The sequence below is a fragment of the Mycobacterium sp. SMC-17 genome, assembly GCF_045310915.1.
Lineage (GTDB): Bacteria > Actinomycetota > Actinomycetes > Mycobacteriales > Mycobacteriaceae > Mycobacterium.
The window spans coordinates 44,585-58,592 of the sequence record NZ_JBJIAK010000004.1 but is presented as its reverse complement, the minus strand read 5'-3'; the positions used below and the strand labels follow the sequence as shown (position 1 = coordinate 58,592).

Here is a 14,008-nt window from a genome sequence, read left to right as displayed (position 1 = left end):
CGGTACACGCGATAGCCTGACCCGTTACGGACGCCGGTTGAAAGGACGGACGAGCATTTGAAGACCGAGCGACAGCGTTTCCACGCGCCGGTGATAGTCGGCGGTGTGCTGCTGGCCGGTGCGCTCGCGGCGGCCGGTCCGGCTGCGGCGGACCCGGCCACACCGACGACACCCGCACCCGGCCAGCCCGTCGTGGAGCCTGCGAGCGGTCCCAGCGGCCCGGTGGCCGCGCCTCCGATCGGCGCTCCGACGGTCCCCGAGATCGAGAACCCGCAGTACGGCGCCGGTAGTACGCCGGGTCAGCTCGGCTATCTCCGGGACATCTGGCACACGTTCCACAGCGGCAACCCGATCGAGGCGCTCACCATGCCGCCCGAGGAGGCACCCGGACCACCGCCCGGTGCGGGGCCGGCGCCCAAGCTGCCACCAGGGTTCATTTCACTGACCGATCCGGCGTCGTCGAACCCGATCGTCGACACCGGGCCCAAGACCGGTGGACCGGCGCTGCCTCCGGGCTACTACCCGCTGAACGGCCCACCGCCGCCCGGGTACTACGACGCCCCGGGTGCGGCGCCGGCCACGCCGGCGCCGGGTGGTCCCGGCGCGCCGCCGCCGGCTGCCGGATTCGCGCCGACCCCATCGCACTGACTCGACGGCGTAATGTGATTACATACGCTAAGTAATCGCAGTCTACGCAGGGGAGCGTGTGCATGACCTCGATCAAGAAGACCTTGTCCGCCGCCGCCGTCGCGGGTTCGCTCGCCGCGGCCGCGCTCGGCTTCGGTATGCCGCTGGCTGCTGCGCAGCCGCCGCCACCGGCGCCCGGGCTGGGCGAGGAGGTTCCGCCGTGGGCCCCGAAGAAGCCGGCTGAGGTGTGGGACGGTCAGCCCGTCGTGTGGACCTCGGCCTGGGGCGGCCGGTGGGGCGTCTGGATCAACGACGGGTTCATCCCGCTGACGTCGAACCCGGTCACCAACGGCGGGTAACCACCGCGGTCACCATCGTGCCGCGACGTTGGTGCCGATCTGGGTGGCGATCTGGACCGCCGTGTCCGCCGGATTGGGACTGCACGTGTTGATGTCGATGATGACGTTGTTCTTGTGTGCCAAGGCGCGGCCGCATGCCCATCCGGGTGCGGCCGCGTCTTGTTCTGTCGCGACGACGCTGAGGGTGTCGTGCGCGTTGGTGATCGGCCCGACCGACCACTGCGACTGACTCTGCGTGTGCGTGTACTGCTTGCACGCCGGCCATAGCTGCGCTTGCGTGTTGAAGAACTCCTGCGCCTTGTCCTGCGTCGGAAACAGGACGACAGCCTGCTTGAGGTAGTGGGTGAACTTGTCCCCGTCGTTCATGCTCTGCTCGCGCTCGGCCCAGAAGCCGCTGCCCGCGTACACCGCGGCTTCCGCGGCGCCGTCGATGACGAGGCACTCCGGCGGTGCCATCGTGGCGCTGTTGTCCGACATCGTGGACTGAGCGCTGAGCACCGTCATGGCGGCCGACCCCATGGTCGCGTTGACCTGGTCGGGGTTGAGCAGCAGACCGTCCAGTTCGCGTTCGACGAGGGGCCGGGCCACCATCGGCGGCGTGGTCACCGGCACGGGGGTACCGGCGGTGCTACCACATCCGGCGGTCAGAACCGCGACCATGACGACGGTGACGGTGCCGGCAGAGCTGCGCATATATCCTCCCGTCGCGGCAGCGGCGACCTACTGACATGCTGCGCTGTCGTGCTGCGCTGTCCTCCCCAGCGCGGCACTCCAACACTTCTATTGTGGCGTCAGTTGAGGTCGGGGCCACCTTTGCTCGACGGTGTTTCGCGGTAACGATGAACCAAGTTCTTGATAACAGGTTCGCCGCACCGCCGCAGCATGACGGTCAGTTCGACACGTCGAGGATCTTGATCGCGAAGACCAGCGAGTCACCCTTCTCGATGCCCGCGCTCGGCTGGCCGTCGGGGTAGCCGTCGGCCGACGTCATCGCGACGGCGACGGTGGAGCCGACCTTCTGTCCCGCGATGGCCTTCTGGAAACCGGGCACGACGCGCAGGAGGGAGAAGGTGGCCGGGGCGCCGCGGTCATAGGCGCTGTCGAACTTCGATCCGTCACGCCCGTTGAAGCCCGCGTAGCAGACCGAGACCGTCGCGGTGTCGGGGACGACGGGTCCGGTGCCGGCCTTGAGCGTCTGCACCTGGGTCTGGTTCACGCTGAACGGGCCCTTGACGCTGACGACCGGAGCCGCGGTGTCCGTGGATCCGGTGACGGCAACGCTGCCGGTGGCGCCGCTCAGCGTCCACTCGGGCGAGCCGGCCTGTCCTTCTGCCGTCGGGCAGGTGCGGGCCGCGGCGGTCGAGGAGTTGTCGAGGGCGGTCGCCGCGCTCGGGGTCGTGGTCACCAACGGCGCCTGCGTCGTGGTCGCCGCCGGTGGCTTCTCGTCCGAGCCACATGCGGTGAGGGCTACGGTGAGGGAGGCGGCGCAGGCGGTCAGGGCAACGGAGGAGGACACGCGAGAGAGGTTCACCGGTGTCACGCTACCCGGGCGGGATCGGGATGAGGACTGCGACCAGGAAGTCGGATTTGTCGGTGAACACCCGCAGATCCCAGGTGGAGAGCAACAGATCCGGGGTGAGGCCGGCTCGGCTGGCGTCCTGGAAGAACTGATTGAATTCGTAATCGCGGCCGGCGCCGAACCCGATGACCACACGGCCGTTGTCGGCGAGGTGGGCGCGGAGCCGGGAGAGCACCTGCACGCGGGTGCTCGGGGCGACGAACGTCATCACGTTGCCGGCCGACACGATCAGGTCGAACGGCTCCGGAATGCCGCGGGCCGGCAGGTCGAGTTCGGCGAGGTCGCCCACCAGCCAGCGCGGTCCGGGGTGATCCTCTTCGGCGGCCGCGATGAGAGCGGGGTCGACGTCCACCCCGACCACCTCGTGCCCGGCCGCGGCAAGGTAGCCGCCGATGCGGCCGGGGCCGCAGCCGGCGTCGAGGATTCGCGAGCCGCGGGCAGCCATCGCGTCGATCAGGCGGGCTTCACCGACGAGATCCTCACCGGCGCGGGCGAGCGCCCGGAACCGTTCGATGTACCACTGCGAGTGGCCGGGATCGGCTTCGACTTTCTGCATCCACAGGCTCTGCTCGACCATGCGTCCATTGTCGCAAGCCCGAACTTCAGCGCGGCGTGCTGTCGACAACGCTCTTGGCGATCAACGTCGTCGCGGCTTCCCGGATGCGGTCCGCGTCGATGCCCGCCCAGGCGAGCAGCTCGCGTGTCGTGCCGGAACCGGGCATGCCGCGGACTGCCAGATGCGCGAGGCGGATGTCGGCAAGATCGTGAGCGACGAGCGCATCGAGAACCGCCGACGCGAGACCGCCCTCGGGGTGGTGGTCCTCGGCGACGACGACGCGGCCACCGGTGGCGGCGACGGCTGCGGCGACGGTGGCGGCGTCGAGCGGTTTGATCGAGTAACAGTCGATGACCCGCGCGGTGATGCCCTTCCCGGCGAGTTCGTTTGCGGCGCTGAGGCATTCGTGCACCGTCACACCGGCACCGATCAAGGTGACGTCATCGTGATCGGATACGCGCAGGAGCTTGGCGCCGCCCACCGGAAACTCCTCGGTGGCGTCGTACAGCACCGGGTAGGCGCCGCGCGTGGTGCGCAGGTAACAGATTCCCGGTGTCTCGGCCATCGATTGCAGGAGTGCCACGGTGCTGGTGGCGTCACTCGGGTACAGCACGACGGCATCGTGGACGGCGCGCATCATCGCCACGTCCTCGAGTGCCATCTGCGATGGGCCGTCCGCGCCGATTTCGACGCCGGCATGGGAGCCGACAAGTTTCACATTCGCGTTCGAGATCGCGCCCATACGGATGAAGTCGTAGGCGCGCGTCAGGAACGCGGCGAACGTGGAGGCGAACGGAATGTATCCGCGGACACTCAGGCCCGTCGCCGCGGCCACGAGCTGCTGTTCGGCGATGAACATCTCGAAGTAGCGGTCGGGGAATGCCCGCGCGAATTCGCCTGCGTGGGTGGAATTTCCGACCTCACCGTCGAGTGCGACCACGTGCCGGTTGCGACTGCCGACCGACACCAGCGCGTCACCGTAGGCCTTTCGCGTGGCGATGTCCGCACCGAGTTCGTAGGTGGGGAGGTCGACGGGCTCGGCCGCCCGCCATTCCTCTGCCGGAGCGGGCGTCGGTGGCTCGAGGCTGCGCACGATCAATCGGCGCCGGCCACCGAGTTCGGCAATGGCCCGTTCGGCCATGTCGTCGGGCAACGGTTTGCCGTGCCAGTCCGGGCTGTCCTCCACCTCCGAGAACCCTTTGCCCTTGATGGTTTTGGCGATGATCACCGTCGGGCGGTCCACTGCTTCCGCAGTCTCGACGCCGGCCATGGCTTCATCGATCGCGTTGAGGTCGTGGCCGTCGATGACGACCGTCCGGGCGCCGAAAGCCTGACAGCGCCGCTCGTAGGCCGCGACGTTCCAGCCGAGGTCTGTCGGGCCCCGCTGTCCCAGCCTGTTCACATCAATGAGGGCGACCAGGTTGTCCAGCTTGTAGTAGGACGCCTTGTCGAGCGCTTCCCACATGGAGCCTTCGGCCATCTCGCTGTCACCGCACAGCACCCACACCCGGTACGGAAGGCCGTCGAGGTACTTCCCGGCCAGCGCGAGTCCGACGCCGTCGGGCAGTCCCTGGCCGAGCGAGCCTGTCGCGACGTCCACCCACGGCAGTACCGGTGTGGGGTGACCTTGCAGGCGCTGCCCGAACCTGCGGTAGCCGTCGACCAGTTCTTCGTCGGTGATCGCGCCGACGGCCGCGAAGGCCGAATACAACAGCGGTGACGCGTGGCCCTTCGAGAAGATGAGATGGTCGTTGGTGACGGCGGCCGGATCGCGCCAGTCATAGCGCAGGTGACGGGTGATCAGCACGGCGACGAGATCCGCGGCTGACATGCTCGACGTGGGGTGACCGGATCCGGCACTGGTGCTGGACCGGATCGAATCCACGCGCAGACGCGCCGCAACTTCGGCCACGGTGTCCATGGGGGTTATCGGTGGTGTCGTGTTCACACAGGGCGCATACCCGGTGTCACGGTCGGTACACGCGCGCTCGACGCGTCAGGGCAGACACCGCGTGGATTCGGTGATCTCGGCGCCCATGTTGCGCCGCATCATCTTCAGCGCCGCGTCACCGAGTTGCGGGTCGATGTGCGCGACCGCGTCGGGTGGGACGATGACGTCGTAGTGCCGCAGGTATCCGTCGAGGGCGCTGTAGAGAATGCACTGTTCGGTGACCTGACCCGTCAGGATCAGCCTGGTGACGCCACGCTGCCGCAGCAGGTAGTCGAGGGCGGTGGCGTAGAAGACGCTGTGCCGCACCTTGGTCAGGAAGGTGCTGCCCTGTGTCGGGACCAGCGGCTTGACGAGCTCGGGGTGGCTCCCGGACAACGCGACGTCGACGATGCCTTCGCCGCCGACGCTGAAATCTTCATGGTTGTCGTTGACGTACAGGACGTCCACACCATGGTGTGATCGGGCCGCCGTCAGCAGCCGGTGCAACGGATCGAGAATCTCGGCGACATTGGCCGCAAGTTCCTCACCGTCTTCGTGCCGGTAGTCGTTGAACATGTCGATGATCAACAGAGCGGTGTCACTCATCGATGGTGCATACCCAGACGTCACCGCGGGCACACCTGCCGATGTCACCGTGCCGCGTCGCGCAGGATCTGTTGCAGCCCTTGCATCGGGTCGGCGCCGTCCGGCGGGGGCAGCGGTGGCGGAAGGGTCGACGTGGCATCCCCGGCCGCGGGCGGCGGCGCCGGGGGCGGTGCTGCCGGAGGGGGTGGGGGCGGCGCGGCCGGCGGCGGGCCGGCCTCGGCGAGCTTGGCGTCCAGCCGGGGCAGGGCCTCTGCGCGGATCCGGCGCCGCTGCGCATCGGGGTCGGCGTTGCCCGCGAAACAGTCGGCGGGCGCGTGCGTGACCACATCCCTGGCGGCGGTGTACTGCCGGACGGCCGCGTCGCGGTCGCCCGCTGCGGCGGCTTGATCGCCGAGGGTTTCGCGGATCAGCTCGAGGTTGACCCGGACCGGGCACGACCGGTCGGCCGGGGTCTGCGCCAGGGCGCGGCCGAATTCGCGGTCGGCATCGCCGAGCCGGTGCTGCAGTACCGCGAGGCTTCCGCCGGCGTACGACGTCCGGTTCGGTTCGATCACGTTGAACTGCCGCAGGATTGCGACGTCGTCGGACAGCGCGGCGGTGTCCCGATTCGCGTAGTCGGTGACCGCCGAGTCGCCGACCACGGCGACAGATGCCAGCTTCGCGGCGAGGATCAGCACCGCGGCGACGACGGGCGCCGAGCCCAGGAGCAGTCGGCGACGCAGCTTTCGTCGGTCGGTGTTCACAGTCGTACCCGGTCCAGTCGGGTGCGGGCCGCTTCTCGCAACGTCAGGAACAGTTCGATGAGAAGCAGCACGGCGGCCAGCCCTGAGAGCGCCCAATAGAGTTCCGTTCCACTGTGACCCGAGCCGACGGGCGATTGGACGGGGCGGGCGACGTCGGTGAGCGCCTCGGGCGGCAGCCCAGCCGCGGGCCGCGGCACGTACGGCACCCCGATCTGCTCGGCAACGGCCCGTAGCGAGGGGACCGCGTCGTCGCCGTAACCGATCACCGCCCCGCCCGCGACCACGCCTTCCGGTAGATCGAATTCCCTTTGCGGAGTGGCGGATTCCGGTGTCCCCGCGCCGAGGTAATACACGAGGCTCTTGGCGTCAGGGTATTGCTGGGCTGCGCTGAGCAGCTGGTAGCGCAGCACCGTACTTGCCGCGCCGGCGTCGGTATGCGCCGGTTCCGGCGTGGGGTAGGTGATGGGAGCCGTCGCGACCGGCTTCAGACTCCACGCGTCGGCCGAGAGCGGCCATTCCACTGCTGGGCCGGACGCGAATCCGACGACGGCGAACCGCGCGGTCGGATAGCGGTCGATCAGTTGCGCGATGTCGGCACTCGCCTCGGCCGCGCGTGAGCGGCCGTCGGGTCCCGGTGCCGCCATGTCCGCCGAGCGGTCGACGACCAGGAAGACATTCGGCTCGAGCGCGCCTGCGGTCTGGGGCGGCGGGGGTGTCGCCCCGATCGCCGGGCGCGTGCCGGCGCCGATCAACAGCACCACGGTCAGGCCGAATCCGGCCCAGCGCCACGTCCGCCAACCGGTGTGTTCGGTGCTTCGCCGTCGCCACCATGCGGCACCGCAGGCGGCGAGCAGGGCGACCACGAGTGCGATGTCCGGAGTCTCTGTCGGTGTGGCGGCGACGTTCGTCCGATCGGCCGGGGGCGGATGGCGGGTGATGTCGCGCAACGACGCACCGATATCAGTGGCAGGGTGCGACCTGCCGCCGGTGTCGTGCACGAGGCCGGAAACGGTGCCCCCATCGGCGCCGACGATGAGTGCGTTCACCTGGATCTTGCTGGTGGCAGCCAGGTCTCGAAGCGCGGCGCCGTCGAACAGCCGGCCGGCCTCTCCGCTCGAAGCGTCTGGCCCGACGTAGATGAGTGACCTGCGCGTCGCAGTGCCCTTTGCGGCCGGCGGGAACCCGGTCATGCACAGCGCGAGGAGGTCTTCGATGTTCGGGGTGTAGCCGGTGTAGCGGACGGGCGCGACGAACGGTCTGGCGTCGCTGCGCTTGATCTGCCGACCATAGGCGGTGAACTCCGCGGCCACGTACTGATAGTCCCGGGTCAACGGGACGACACGGCGATTGGCAGACGTCAGCCCGATCCGCTCGGTGCGGTATTCCCGGGCCGCATCGGCGAAGAACTGCAGCGTCGCGTTGACCGGGGAATCGGAGACCGGGGCGCCGACGCAGATCATGATGTCCTGCGGCGCAGCGGCTTCGGACCGGCGATCGAGCGTGGGCAGACCCGTGGGTCGTGCCGTGGCCACGACGGCGGCACCGAAACCCACCACGAGGAGCACGACGGCGGACCACACCGAGATCGTGTTCCGGCGTTGTGCCCGGCGGTATTCGGGCAGCCGCGTCAGGCGGCCGGTGTTGGCGAGCGGTCTGAGATCGCCGGGACGCTGGCGGTGTGGCCAGAGCACGGCCACCGCCACGCACGCCGCCAGCGCGACGCACCCGATGATCGCCGCAATCCGCCAGGTCAGCTCCATCGCCTGACCAGCCCTTCGGCAGTCGCGCAGGCATCGTCGACATCGACGTCCGATCGCGGATTGAATTGCACGTCGACGAGTTCGGACAGCAGCGGTGCGGCGGCGCCGGCCGGGCCGGCTGCGATGGCGCCGACGTGCATGTACTGCACGCGGAGCCCGGTCGCGGCGTGCAGGAACCGGCGGACTTCTCGGCTCAGTGCCGCCCCGGCAGCCGGCGCCGAGAGGTCGCCCGATCGATGGCGCCTGGCGATGCCGCGAATGTCCCGGACCGCGCGCAGCTTGATCATCTCGTCCCGCACGACTCGGATCAACCGCACGTCGCCGATCCGGCGGGACGCTGACGTCGCCGTGAAAAGCCAGGCATACCAGGCGATTACACAGACGATCAGCGCGGCCGAAAGCCACGGCCACAACCCGGAATAGGGCTCGGGGCCGACCACGTAGCGCAGCAGATCGTCATCTGGCACGTGCGTAGACCCCCGTCATCGCCGTCAGGGCGGGTTTGATCTGGGTGCTCGCGCCGATTCGCGCATGCGGTACGCCGGACAGGGTCAGGAACTCCGAAAGCTTCTGGCGCCGTTCGTCTTCCGATCGCCGGTAGGCTTCGGTGACGGCGCGGTCGAGTGCGGACGGCGGTAGCAGGAACTGTCCATCGGCGGCGTCGTAGCTGCGGCCGGTTCCGGGTCCCACCGGTGGCATGTCGGTCACCAGCGCCCACAGGACGTCGTGCCGGGCGGTCAGTGAGCGCAGCACGTTCTGCAACGCGTCACTGATCTCGGGTTCGTCGGACACGATGAAGACCAGGAGCCGGTGGCGGTAATGCGTGGCCAGCCATTGCAGTTGGACCAGCAGATCGCTGCGGGCGGGGGATTCGCCGGCGAGCTGCAGGTAGTGGTGCAGCATGCGCTCGATATGCGTCTCGCCACGCCGCAGGCGGGTGTCGATACAACCACGGCGGTCTCCCGCCACCAGGCCTATCTCGTCGGAGCGGCGCAGCGTCATGAGTCCGATCGCGCCGATGACGTGCATGATGATGTCCTTCTTGAGCTCTCCCGACGGCGCGAGCGCCGACACGTTTCGGCCGGCGTCGGCGACCACCACGATCTTGTGGTGCTTCTCGGACACGAATTGCTTGACGAGGGTGTGGCCGGACCGGGAACTCGCCTTCCAATCGATGTCCCGGACGTCGTCGCCCGGGACGTAGGGGCGTAGTTCGTCGAACTCGAGGCTCCGGGTGTGGATCAGCGCGTAGCGGCCGCCTTCCAGGAGGCTGCCGGGGTCACGGCCGATGTGGATTTTCGCGGCGTCGAGGTGTTTCCCCATGTCGGCCTCACGGCACCGGGACCGTCTGCAGTACCGCGTCGACCACTGCGTCAGGCGTGATCCGAGCGCTCGCGGCCTCGAAGCCGAGGATCAGCCGATGCCGCAGCACGCGGTGTGCGAGCATCGAAATATCCTCGGGCACAACGTGTCCGCGGTCGTGGATGACGGCGAGCGCGCGTGCGGCGCGGCAGAAGGCGATGGTTGCGCGGGGGCTCGCGCCGTATTCGACGAGTCGGGCGAGGTGCGACGGTAGGTGTTGGGCGGGGCTGCGCGTGACGTCGACCAGTCGGCTCGCGTACGCGACGAGCGCGCGGTCGAGGTGGACCGAGCGGACGATCTCCTGCACCCGCCGAACGTCGTCGAGCGAGACCACGGGGGCCGGATGACGGGCGCGGTCGTACCGCCCGGCGTCCATGCGGTCGATGATCTCGATCTCGTCCGTGATCGACGGATAGTGCACGAGCTCTTTGAGCATGAAGCGGTCGGTCTGGGCCTCCGACAGGGGATAGGTGCCTTCCTGGTCGACGGGGTTCTGGGTGGCGATGACGAGAAACGGCTCGGGTATCGGGTATTCGACGCCGGCGATCGTGGTCTGACGTTCCTCCATCGCTTCGAGCATGGCGCTCTGTGTCTTGGCGCTCGAGCGGTTGACCTCGTCGAGCAACACGATGTTGGCGTGCACCGGGCCCAGTTGGGTGGTGAACGTGTTGGTGTCGGCCTCGAAGATCTGCGTGCCGATGATGTCGCTGGGCAACAGGTCCGGCGTGCACTGGATGCGGCGGAAGCTGCCACCGACAGACGCGGCAAGGACGCGCGCCGCGGTGGTCTTGGCAAGACCGGGAACGCTCTCGATCAGCAGGTGGCCGCCACCGAGCAGCGCGACGAGCATCGTCTCACGCAGGTGCTCCTGGCCCACGACCTGATGGGAGAACGCCGACGCCACGGCGCCGACGATGTCTCTGGCCTCGGCGATGGCGCCCGGGTCGGGTTGCATTCGGGGTAGTGTCATCGGTCCTTCCGCTCACGGCTTGAGCATCACCTTCACGGCACCGTCCGTTTTCTTCTGGAAGATGTCGTAGGCATGTGGTGCATCATCAAGGGGCAGAACGTGACTGGCGAAGGTGTCGACGCCCAGCGGATCGTCGTCGCCGAGCAGCGGCAGGATGTCGTCGACCCATCTCTTGACGTTGGCCTGGCCCATGCGCAGCTGAATCTGCTTGTCGAACAGCGTCATCATCGGTAGCGGGTCCGACATGCCGCCGTACACGCCGATCAACGAGATGGTCCCGCCGCGGCGGACGATGTCGATGGCCGAGTAGAGCGCATGAAGTCGATCGACCCCGAAGTTCTGCATCATCGGCTTGGCCACCATGTCGGGCAGCGTCGCCGTCATGCGCTGAAGTGCCTGGGCCACAGGCGATCCGTGGGCCTCCATGCCTACCGCATCGATCACCGAGTCGGTGCCGCGGCCGTCGGTCAGCGCCCGGATGGTGTCGCCGATGCTGCCGTCGACGGTGTCGAGGTCGACGGTGTGGATACCGTGCACCGATGCCCGCGCCAACCGTTCCGGAACCCGGTCGACGGCGATCACCCGATAGCCGAGATGCTGGGCGATGCGCGCACACATGTCGCCGATCGGCCCCAGCCCGAGCACCGTGACGCTCCCGCCGTCGGGAATGTCGGCGTAGGCGACAGCCTGCCACGCCGTGGGCAGCACGTCCGACAGGTAGACGAATCGCGAATCCGGCGGTCCCTCAGGCACTTTGATGTGGGTGAACTGGGCCTGCGGCACGCGGAGGTATTCGGCTTGGCCGCCCGGTATCTGCCCGTACAGTTCCGAATAGCCGAACAGCGCGGCACCTTTGCCGTGGTCGCGAACCTGCGTGGTCTCGCACTGGGTGTAGAGCTGCTGGCCGCACATGTAGCAGTGCCCGCAGGAAATCTGGAACGGCACGACGACCCGGTCACCGACGGACAACCCGTCGACGTCGCTGCCGACCTCGCGAACGATGCCCATGGGTTCGTGCCCGAGGATGTCGCCCTCGTGCATGAACGCCCCGAGCACCTCGTACAGGTGCAGATCCGATCCGCAGATGTTGGTCGAGGTGACTTCGATGATGGCGTCGGTTGGCGCTTCGATCTCGGGGTCGGGCACGGTGTCGACTCGGACGTCTCGTCGGCCATGCCAGGTAACTGCCTTCACGCAGGACTCCCATCTCCGGTATCGACCATCGACGGCACCCGTTGACGGTTTGCAAGAATGAGCAGTGGCTACCCCAACTCAGGTATCCCAAAACCCGAGGCCAGGACCGGTGATGAAACCAGAGACCGCATTTGATGATTTCGTCGACCTGCTCGACTACCCGATGTTCGTGGTCACGGTGCAGGCCGGCGGTCAGACCGCCGGATGCCTGGTGGGCTTCGCCACGCAGGCCAGCATCGACCCGCCGAGGTTCCTCGTCGGGCTGTCCACGGCGAATCACACGACCTCGATCGCGCGGACGGCCACTCACCTTGCGGTGCACCTGCTGCCGCGCGACGAGTTGAAGCTGGCCGAGCTGTTCGGCGGTGAGACGGGCGATGCCGTCGACAAATTCGAGCGCTGCGCCTGGCATGTCGGGCCGGAAGGCTCTGCGGTCCTCGATTCCGCGCTGGCCTGGTTCGTCGGCGAGATCATCGCGAGATTCGACATGGGCGACCACGTGGGTCATCTGCTGGCACCTGTCGCGGGCGGTGATTCCGGCACCGGGGGCAAGCCGGTGTTCTTCGACGATGTGAAGGATCTCAGCCCGGGGCACGGCGCGTAGACAGGGCTGAGATGACCGGTATCGCAGGCAAAGTCGTCGCCATCACGGGCGCCAGCAGTGGCATCGGCGAAGCAACTGCCCGGCTGCTCGCCGAACGGGGCGCGGCGTGCTCCACGGCATCGCCGCGGCGCTGACGGTGTTGCCATACTCATCGCATGACAGAGACAGCCGCGACGCCCCCGTGCCCAGAGTGTACGAGCGAGTACACCTACGAATCCGGTGCGTTGTACGCATGTCCCATGTGCGGCCACGAGTGGGCTGACGGTGATGCCGGCGACGCCGATGCCGGGCGAGTGGTGAGGGACGCTGTGGGCAACGTGCTGGCCGACGGCGACAGCGTCACGCTCGTGAAAAGCGTCAAGGTGTCGGGCGGCGGTGGCGGTGCGATCAAGGTGGGCACCAAGGTCCGCGGCATCACGCTCATCACCGACGGCGTCGGCGACCACGACATCGACGCAAACGTGCCCGGTTTCGGGCGTCTGCAGCTCAAGTCGAGCGTGGTCAAGAAGTCGTCCTGATGCTACTGCGCTGTGTCCAGGGATAGCCGAACGCCGCGGCACTTGTCGGCCTGTTGCCTCACGTCGAGATGCGCGCGTAGGGGGTCGCGCGATTGGAATCGGGCGTGTTGTCCGAGTGATGTCCACATCGCGCGGATCCGCCCTGCGGCGTGATGGCAGGTACTAGCGTCTGGGCAGCGGCAGTTCACTTCGGAGGGGGTAGGCGTCATGCGGGTGCTGGTCACGGGCGGGACCGGATTCGTCGGTGGTTGGAGTGCGAAAGCCATTGCGGACAAGGGGCATTCGGTCCGGTTCCTGGTGCGCAACGCGGCTCGGTTGCAGACCAGCGTGGCCCAATTGGGCGTCGACGTCTCTGACCACGTGGTCGGCGACATCACCGATCGCGACTCGGTGCTGCGCGCGCTGGACGGGTGCGACGCCGTGCTGCACGCCGCGGCGCTGGTCGCCACCGATCCGAACCAGGCGGCGCAGATGCTGAGTACCAACATGGACGGTGCGCGCAACGTACTGGGCGGCGCTGTGGAGCTGGGCCTCGATCCGATCATCCACGTCTCGAGCATCACCGCGCTGTTCAATCCCGACGTGGACAAGCTCGAGGCCGACCTTCCGGTGTTCGGCGGCACCGACGGCTACGGACGTTCCAAAGCCCAGGTCGAGATCTACGCCCGCGGCATGCAGGACGCCGGGGCGCCGGTGAACATCACCTATCCCGGCATGGTCATGGGTCCGCCGGTCGGCAACCAGTTCGGCGAGGCCGGCGAAGGCGTGGCGCAGGCACTTCAACTCGGCGCGATTCCCGGCCGCAGCGCTGCCTGGACGGTGGTCGACGGTCGGGATCTGGCCGAGCTCCACGCGGCGTTGCTGAAGCCGGGCAAGGGACCCCGCCGCTACATGGCCGGCGGCCATCGGATCCCGGTGGACGAGCTGGCTCGGCTGTTGAGCGAAGTCGGCGACAAGACCATGTTCTCCGTTCCGGTTCCCGACACGGTGCTGCGGCTGGCCGGCCAGGTACTTGATCGGCTGGGACCATTGTTGCCGTTCCAGACGCCGTTCACCGAGGCCGCGATGCAGTACTACACCCAGATGCCCGACTCGGACGACACCCCGAGCGAGCGCGAACTCGGTGTCACCTACCGCGATCCGCGCATCACCTTGGCCGACACCGTCGCCGGCCTTCGTAAGCTGAACCACTGAGGGCGA

General features: G+C 68.0%; 16 protein-coding genes and 1 pseudogene. 6 read left to right on the top strand and 11 right to left on the bottom strand.

The genetic code is table 11. The features are described from left to right. The first annotated feature begins 57 nt into the window (after positions 1 to 57). Both ACJH7A_RS04090 and ACJH7A_RS04085 read left to right on the top strand, forming a co-directional pair. On the top strand, positions 58 to 648 hold the full coding sequence (locus tag ACJH7A_RS04090) for a hypothetical protein (protein WP_244872535.1): 591 nt from the start codon (positions 58 to 60) through the stop codon (positions 646 to 648). Positions 649 to 710: 62 nt separating this feature from the next. After that, positions 711 to 986, top strand: a complete 276-nt coding sequence (locus ACJH7A_RS04085; RefSeq protein ID WP_174557662.1) for a hypothetical protein — start codon at positions 711 to 713, stop codon at positions 984 to 986. Between the two features lie 9 nt (positions 987 to 995). Here the strand turns inward: ACJH7A_RS04085 and ACJH7A_RS04080 are convergent, their stop codons facing one another. The 11 genes from ACJH7A_RS04080 to ACJH7A_RS04030 form a co-directional block, all read right to left on the bottom strand. Next, positions 996 to 1,679, bottom strand: a complete 684-nt coding sequence (locus ACJH7A_RS04080; protein ID WP_406774632.1) for a sensor domain-containing protein — start codon at positions 1,677 to 1,679, stop codon at positions 996 to 998. 196 nt (positions 1,680 to 1,875) lie between these two features. After that, a complete protein-coding gene (locus ACJH7A_RS04075) occupies positions 1,876 to 2,517 on the bottom strand; it encodes an FKBP-type peptidyl-prolyl cis-trans isomerase (protein ID WP_406774631.1) in 642 nt (213 codons plus the stop codon). Positions 2,518 to 2,527: 10 nt separating this feature from the next. Beyond that, positions 2,528 to 3,142, bottom strand: coding sequence for a bifunctional 2-polyprenyl-6-hydroxyphenol methylase/3-demethylubiquinol 3-O-methyltransferase UbiG (locus tag ACJH7A_RS04070; RefSeq protein ID WP_212811371.1), 615 nt, complete (start codon positions 3,140 to 3,142; stop codon positions 2,528 to 2,530). Positions 3,143 to 3,167: 25 nt separating this feature from the next. Beyond that, entirely contained in the window at positions 3,168 to 5,042 is a 1,875-nt protein-coding gene (locus ACJH7A_RS04065; RefSeq protein ID WP_406774630.1) for a transketolase, read from the bottom strand. A 75-nt stretch (positions 5,043 to 5,117) separates the two neighbouring features. Beyond that, positions 5,118 to 5,657: a cysteine hydrolase family protein gene (locus tag ACJH7A_RS04060; RefSeq protein ID WP_406774629.1), complete on the bottom strand. Its 540-nt coding sequence runs from the start codon at positions 5,655 to 5,657 to the stop codon at positions 5,118 to 5,120. A 44-nt stretch (positions 5,658 to 5,701) separates the two neighbouring features. Then, a complete protein-coding gene (locus ACJH7A_RS04055) occupies positions 5,702 to 6,400 on the bottom strand; it encodes a hypothetical protein (RefSeq protein WP_406774628.1) in 699 nt (232 codons plus the stop codon). Continuing rightward, positions 6,397 to 8,160: a VWA domain-containing protein gene (locus ACJH7A_RS04050; RefSeq protein WP_406801461.1), complete on the bottom strand. Its 1,764-nt coding sequence runs from the start codon at positions 8,158 to 8,160 to the stop codon at positions 6,397 to 6,399. The genes ACJH7A_RS04055 and ACJH7A_RS04050 overlap by 4 nt, the downstream gene beginning before the upstream one ends. Continuing rightward, the gene (locus tag ACJH7A_RS04045; protein ID WP_406774626.1) at positions 8,151 to 8,627 is read right to left on the bottom strand and encodes a hypothetical protein; all 477 of its coding nucleotides are present in this window, start codon (positions 8,625 to 8,627) and stop codon (positions 8,151 to 8,153) included. The genes ACJH7A_RS04050 and ACJH7A_RS04045 overlap by 10 nt, the downstream gene beginning before the upstream one ends. After that, on the bottom strand, positions 8,617 to 9,483 hold the full coding sequence (locus tag ACJH7A_RS04040) for a DUF58 domain-containing protein (RefSeq protein WP_406774625.1): 867 nt from the start codon (positions 9,481 to 9,483) through the stop codon (positions 8,617 to 8,619). Before ACJH7A_RS04040 ends, ACJH7A_RS04045 begins: the two co-directional genes overlap by 11 nt. Before the next feature lie 7 nt (positions 9,484 to 9,490). Further along, a complete protein-coding gene (locus tag ACJH7A_RS04035) occupies positions 9,491 to 10,492 on the bottom strand; it encodes an AAA family ATPase (protein ID WP_346416186.1) in 1,002 nt (333 codons plus the stop codon). A 12-nt stretch (positions 10,493 to 10,504) separates the two neighbouring features. Continuing rightward, entirely contained in the window at positions 10,505 to 11,686 is a 1,182-nt protein-coding gene (locus tag ACJH7A_RS04030; protein WP_406774624.1) for a zinc-dependent alcohol dehydrogenase, read from the bottom strand. A 109-nt stretch (positions 11,687 to 11,795) separates the two neighbouring features. Here ACJH7A_RS04030 and ACJH7A_RS04025 point away from each other — a divergent pair, with 109 nt between their 5' ends. The 4 genes and pseudogenes from ACJH7A_RS04025 to ACJH7A_RS04010 all read left to right on the top strand — a co-directional run bounded on the left by ACJH7A_RS04025 (position 11,796) and on the right by ACJH7A_RS04010 (position 14,002). Then, positions 11,796 to 12,290, top strand: coding sequence for a flavin reductase family protein (locus ACJH7A_RS04025; protein ID WP_406774623.1), 495 nt, complete (start codon positions 11,796 to 11,798; stop codon positions 12,288 to 12,290). Positions 12,291 to 12,301: 11 nt separating this feature from the next. Next, a pseudogene (locus tag ACJH7A_RS04020) lies at positions 12,302 to 12,397 on the top strand (SDR family NAD(P)-dependent oxidoreductase); the annotation flags it as partial. A 48-nt stretch (positions 12,398 to 12,445) separates the two neighbouring features. Then, a complete protein-coding gene (locus ACJH7A_RS04015; protein WP_406774622.1) occupies positions 12,446 to 12,808 on the top strand; it encodes a zinc ribbon domain-containing protein YjdM in 363 nt (120 codons plus the stop codon). 207 nt (positions 12,809 to 13,015) lie between these two features. Next, the gene (locus ACJH7A_RS04010; protein ID WP_406774621.1) at positions 13,016 to 14,002 is read left to right on the top strand and encodes an NAD-dependent epimerase/dehydratase family protein; all 987 of its coding nucleotides are present in this window, start codon (positions 13,016 to 13,018) and stop codon (positions 14,000 to 14,002) included. Positions 14,003 to 14,008 lie beyond the last annotated feature (6 nt).

Coding starts and splice junctions, on each gene's coding strand:
- ACJH7A_RS04080 (WP_406774632.1), bottom strand. CDS start 1,679: ATGCGCAGCTCTGCCGGCACCGTCACCGTCGTCATGGTCGCGGTTCTG.
- ACJH7A_RS04035 (WP_346416186.1), bottom strand. CDS start 10,492: ATGACACTACCCCGAATGCAACCCGACCCGGGCGCCATCGCCGAGGCC.
- ACJH7A_RS04070 (WP_212811371.1), bottom strand. CDS start 3,142: ATGGTCGAGCAGAGCCTGTGGATGCAGAAAGTCGAAGCCGATCCCGGC.
- ACJH7A_RS04015 (WP_406774622.1), top strand. CDS start 12,446: ATGACAGAGACAGCCGCGACGCCCCCGTGCCCAGAGTGTACGAGCGAG.
- ACJH7A_RS04040 (WP_406774625.1), bottom strand. CDS start 9,483: ATGGGGAAACACCTCGACGCCGCGAAAATCCACATCGGCCGTGACCCC.
- ACJH7A_RS04065 (WP_406774630.1), bottom strand. CDS start 5,042: ATGGACACCGTGGCCGAAGTTGCGGCGCGTCTGCGCGTGGATTCGATC.
- ACJH7A_RS04050 (WP_406801461.1), bottom strand. CDS start 8,160: ATGGAGCTGACCTGGCGGATTGCGGCGATCATCGGGTGCGTCGCGCTG.
- ACJH7A_RS04060 (WP_406774629.1), bottom strand. CDS start 5,657: ATGAGTGACACCGCTCTGTTGATCATCGACATGTTCAACGACTACCGG.
- ACJH7A_RS04010 (WP_406774621.1), top strand. CDS start 13,016: ATGCGGGTGCTGGTCACGGGCGGGACCGGATTCGTCGGTGGTTGGAGT.
- ACJH7A_RS04085 (WP_174557662.1), top strand. CDS start 711: ATGACCTCGATCAAGAAGACCTTGTCCGCCGCCGCCGTCGCGGGTTCG.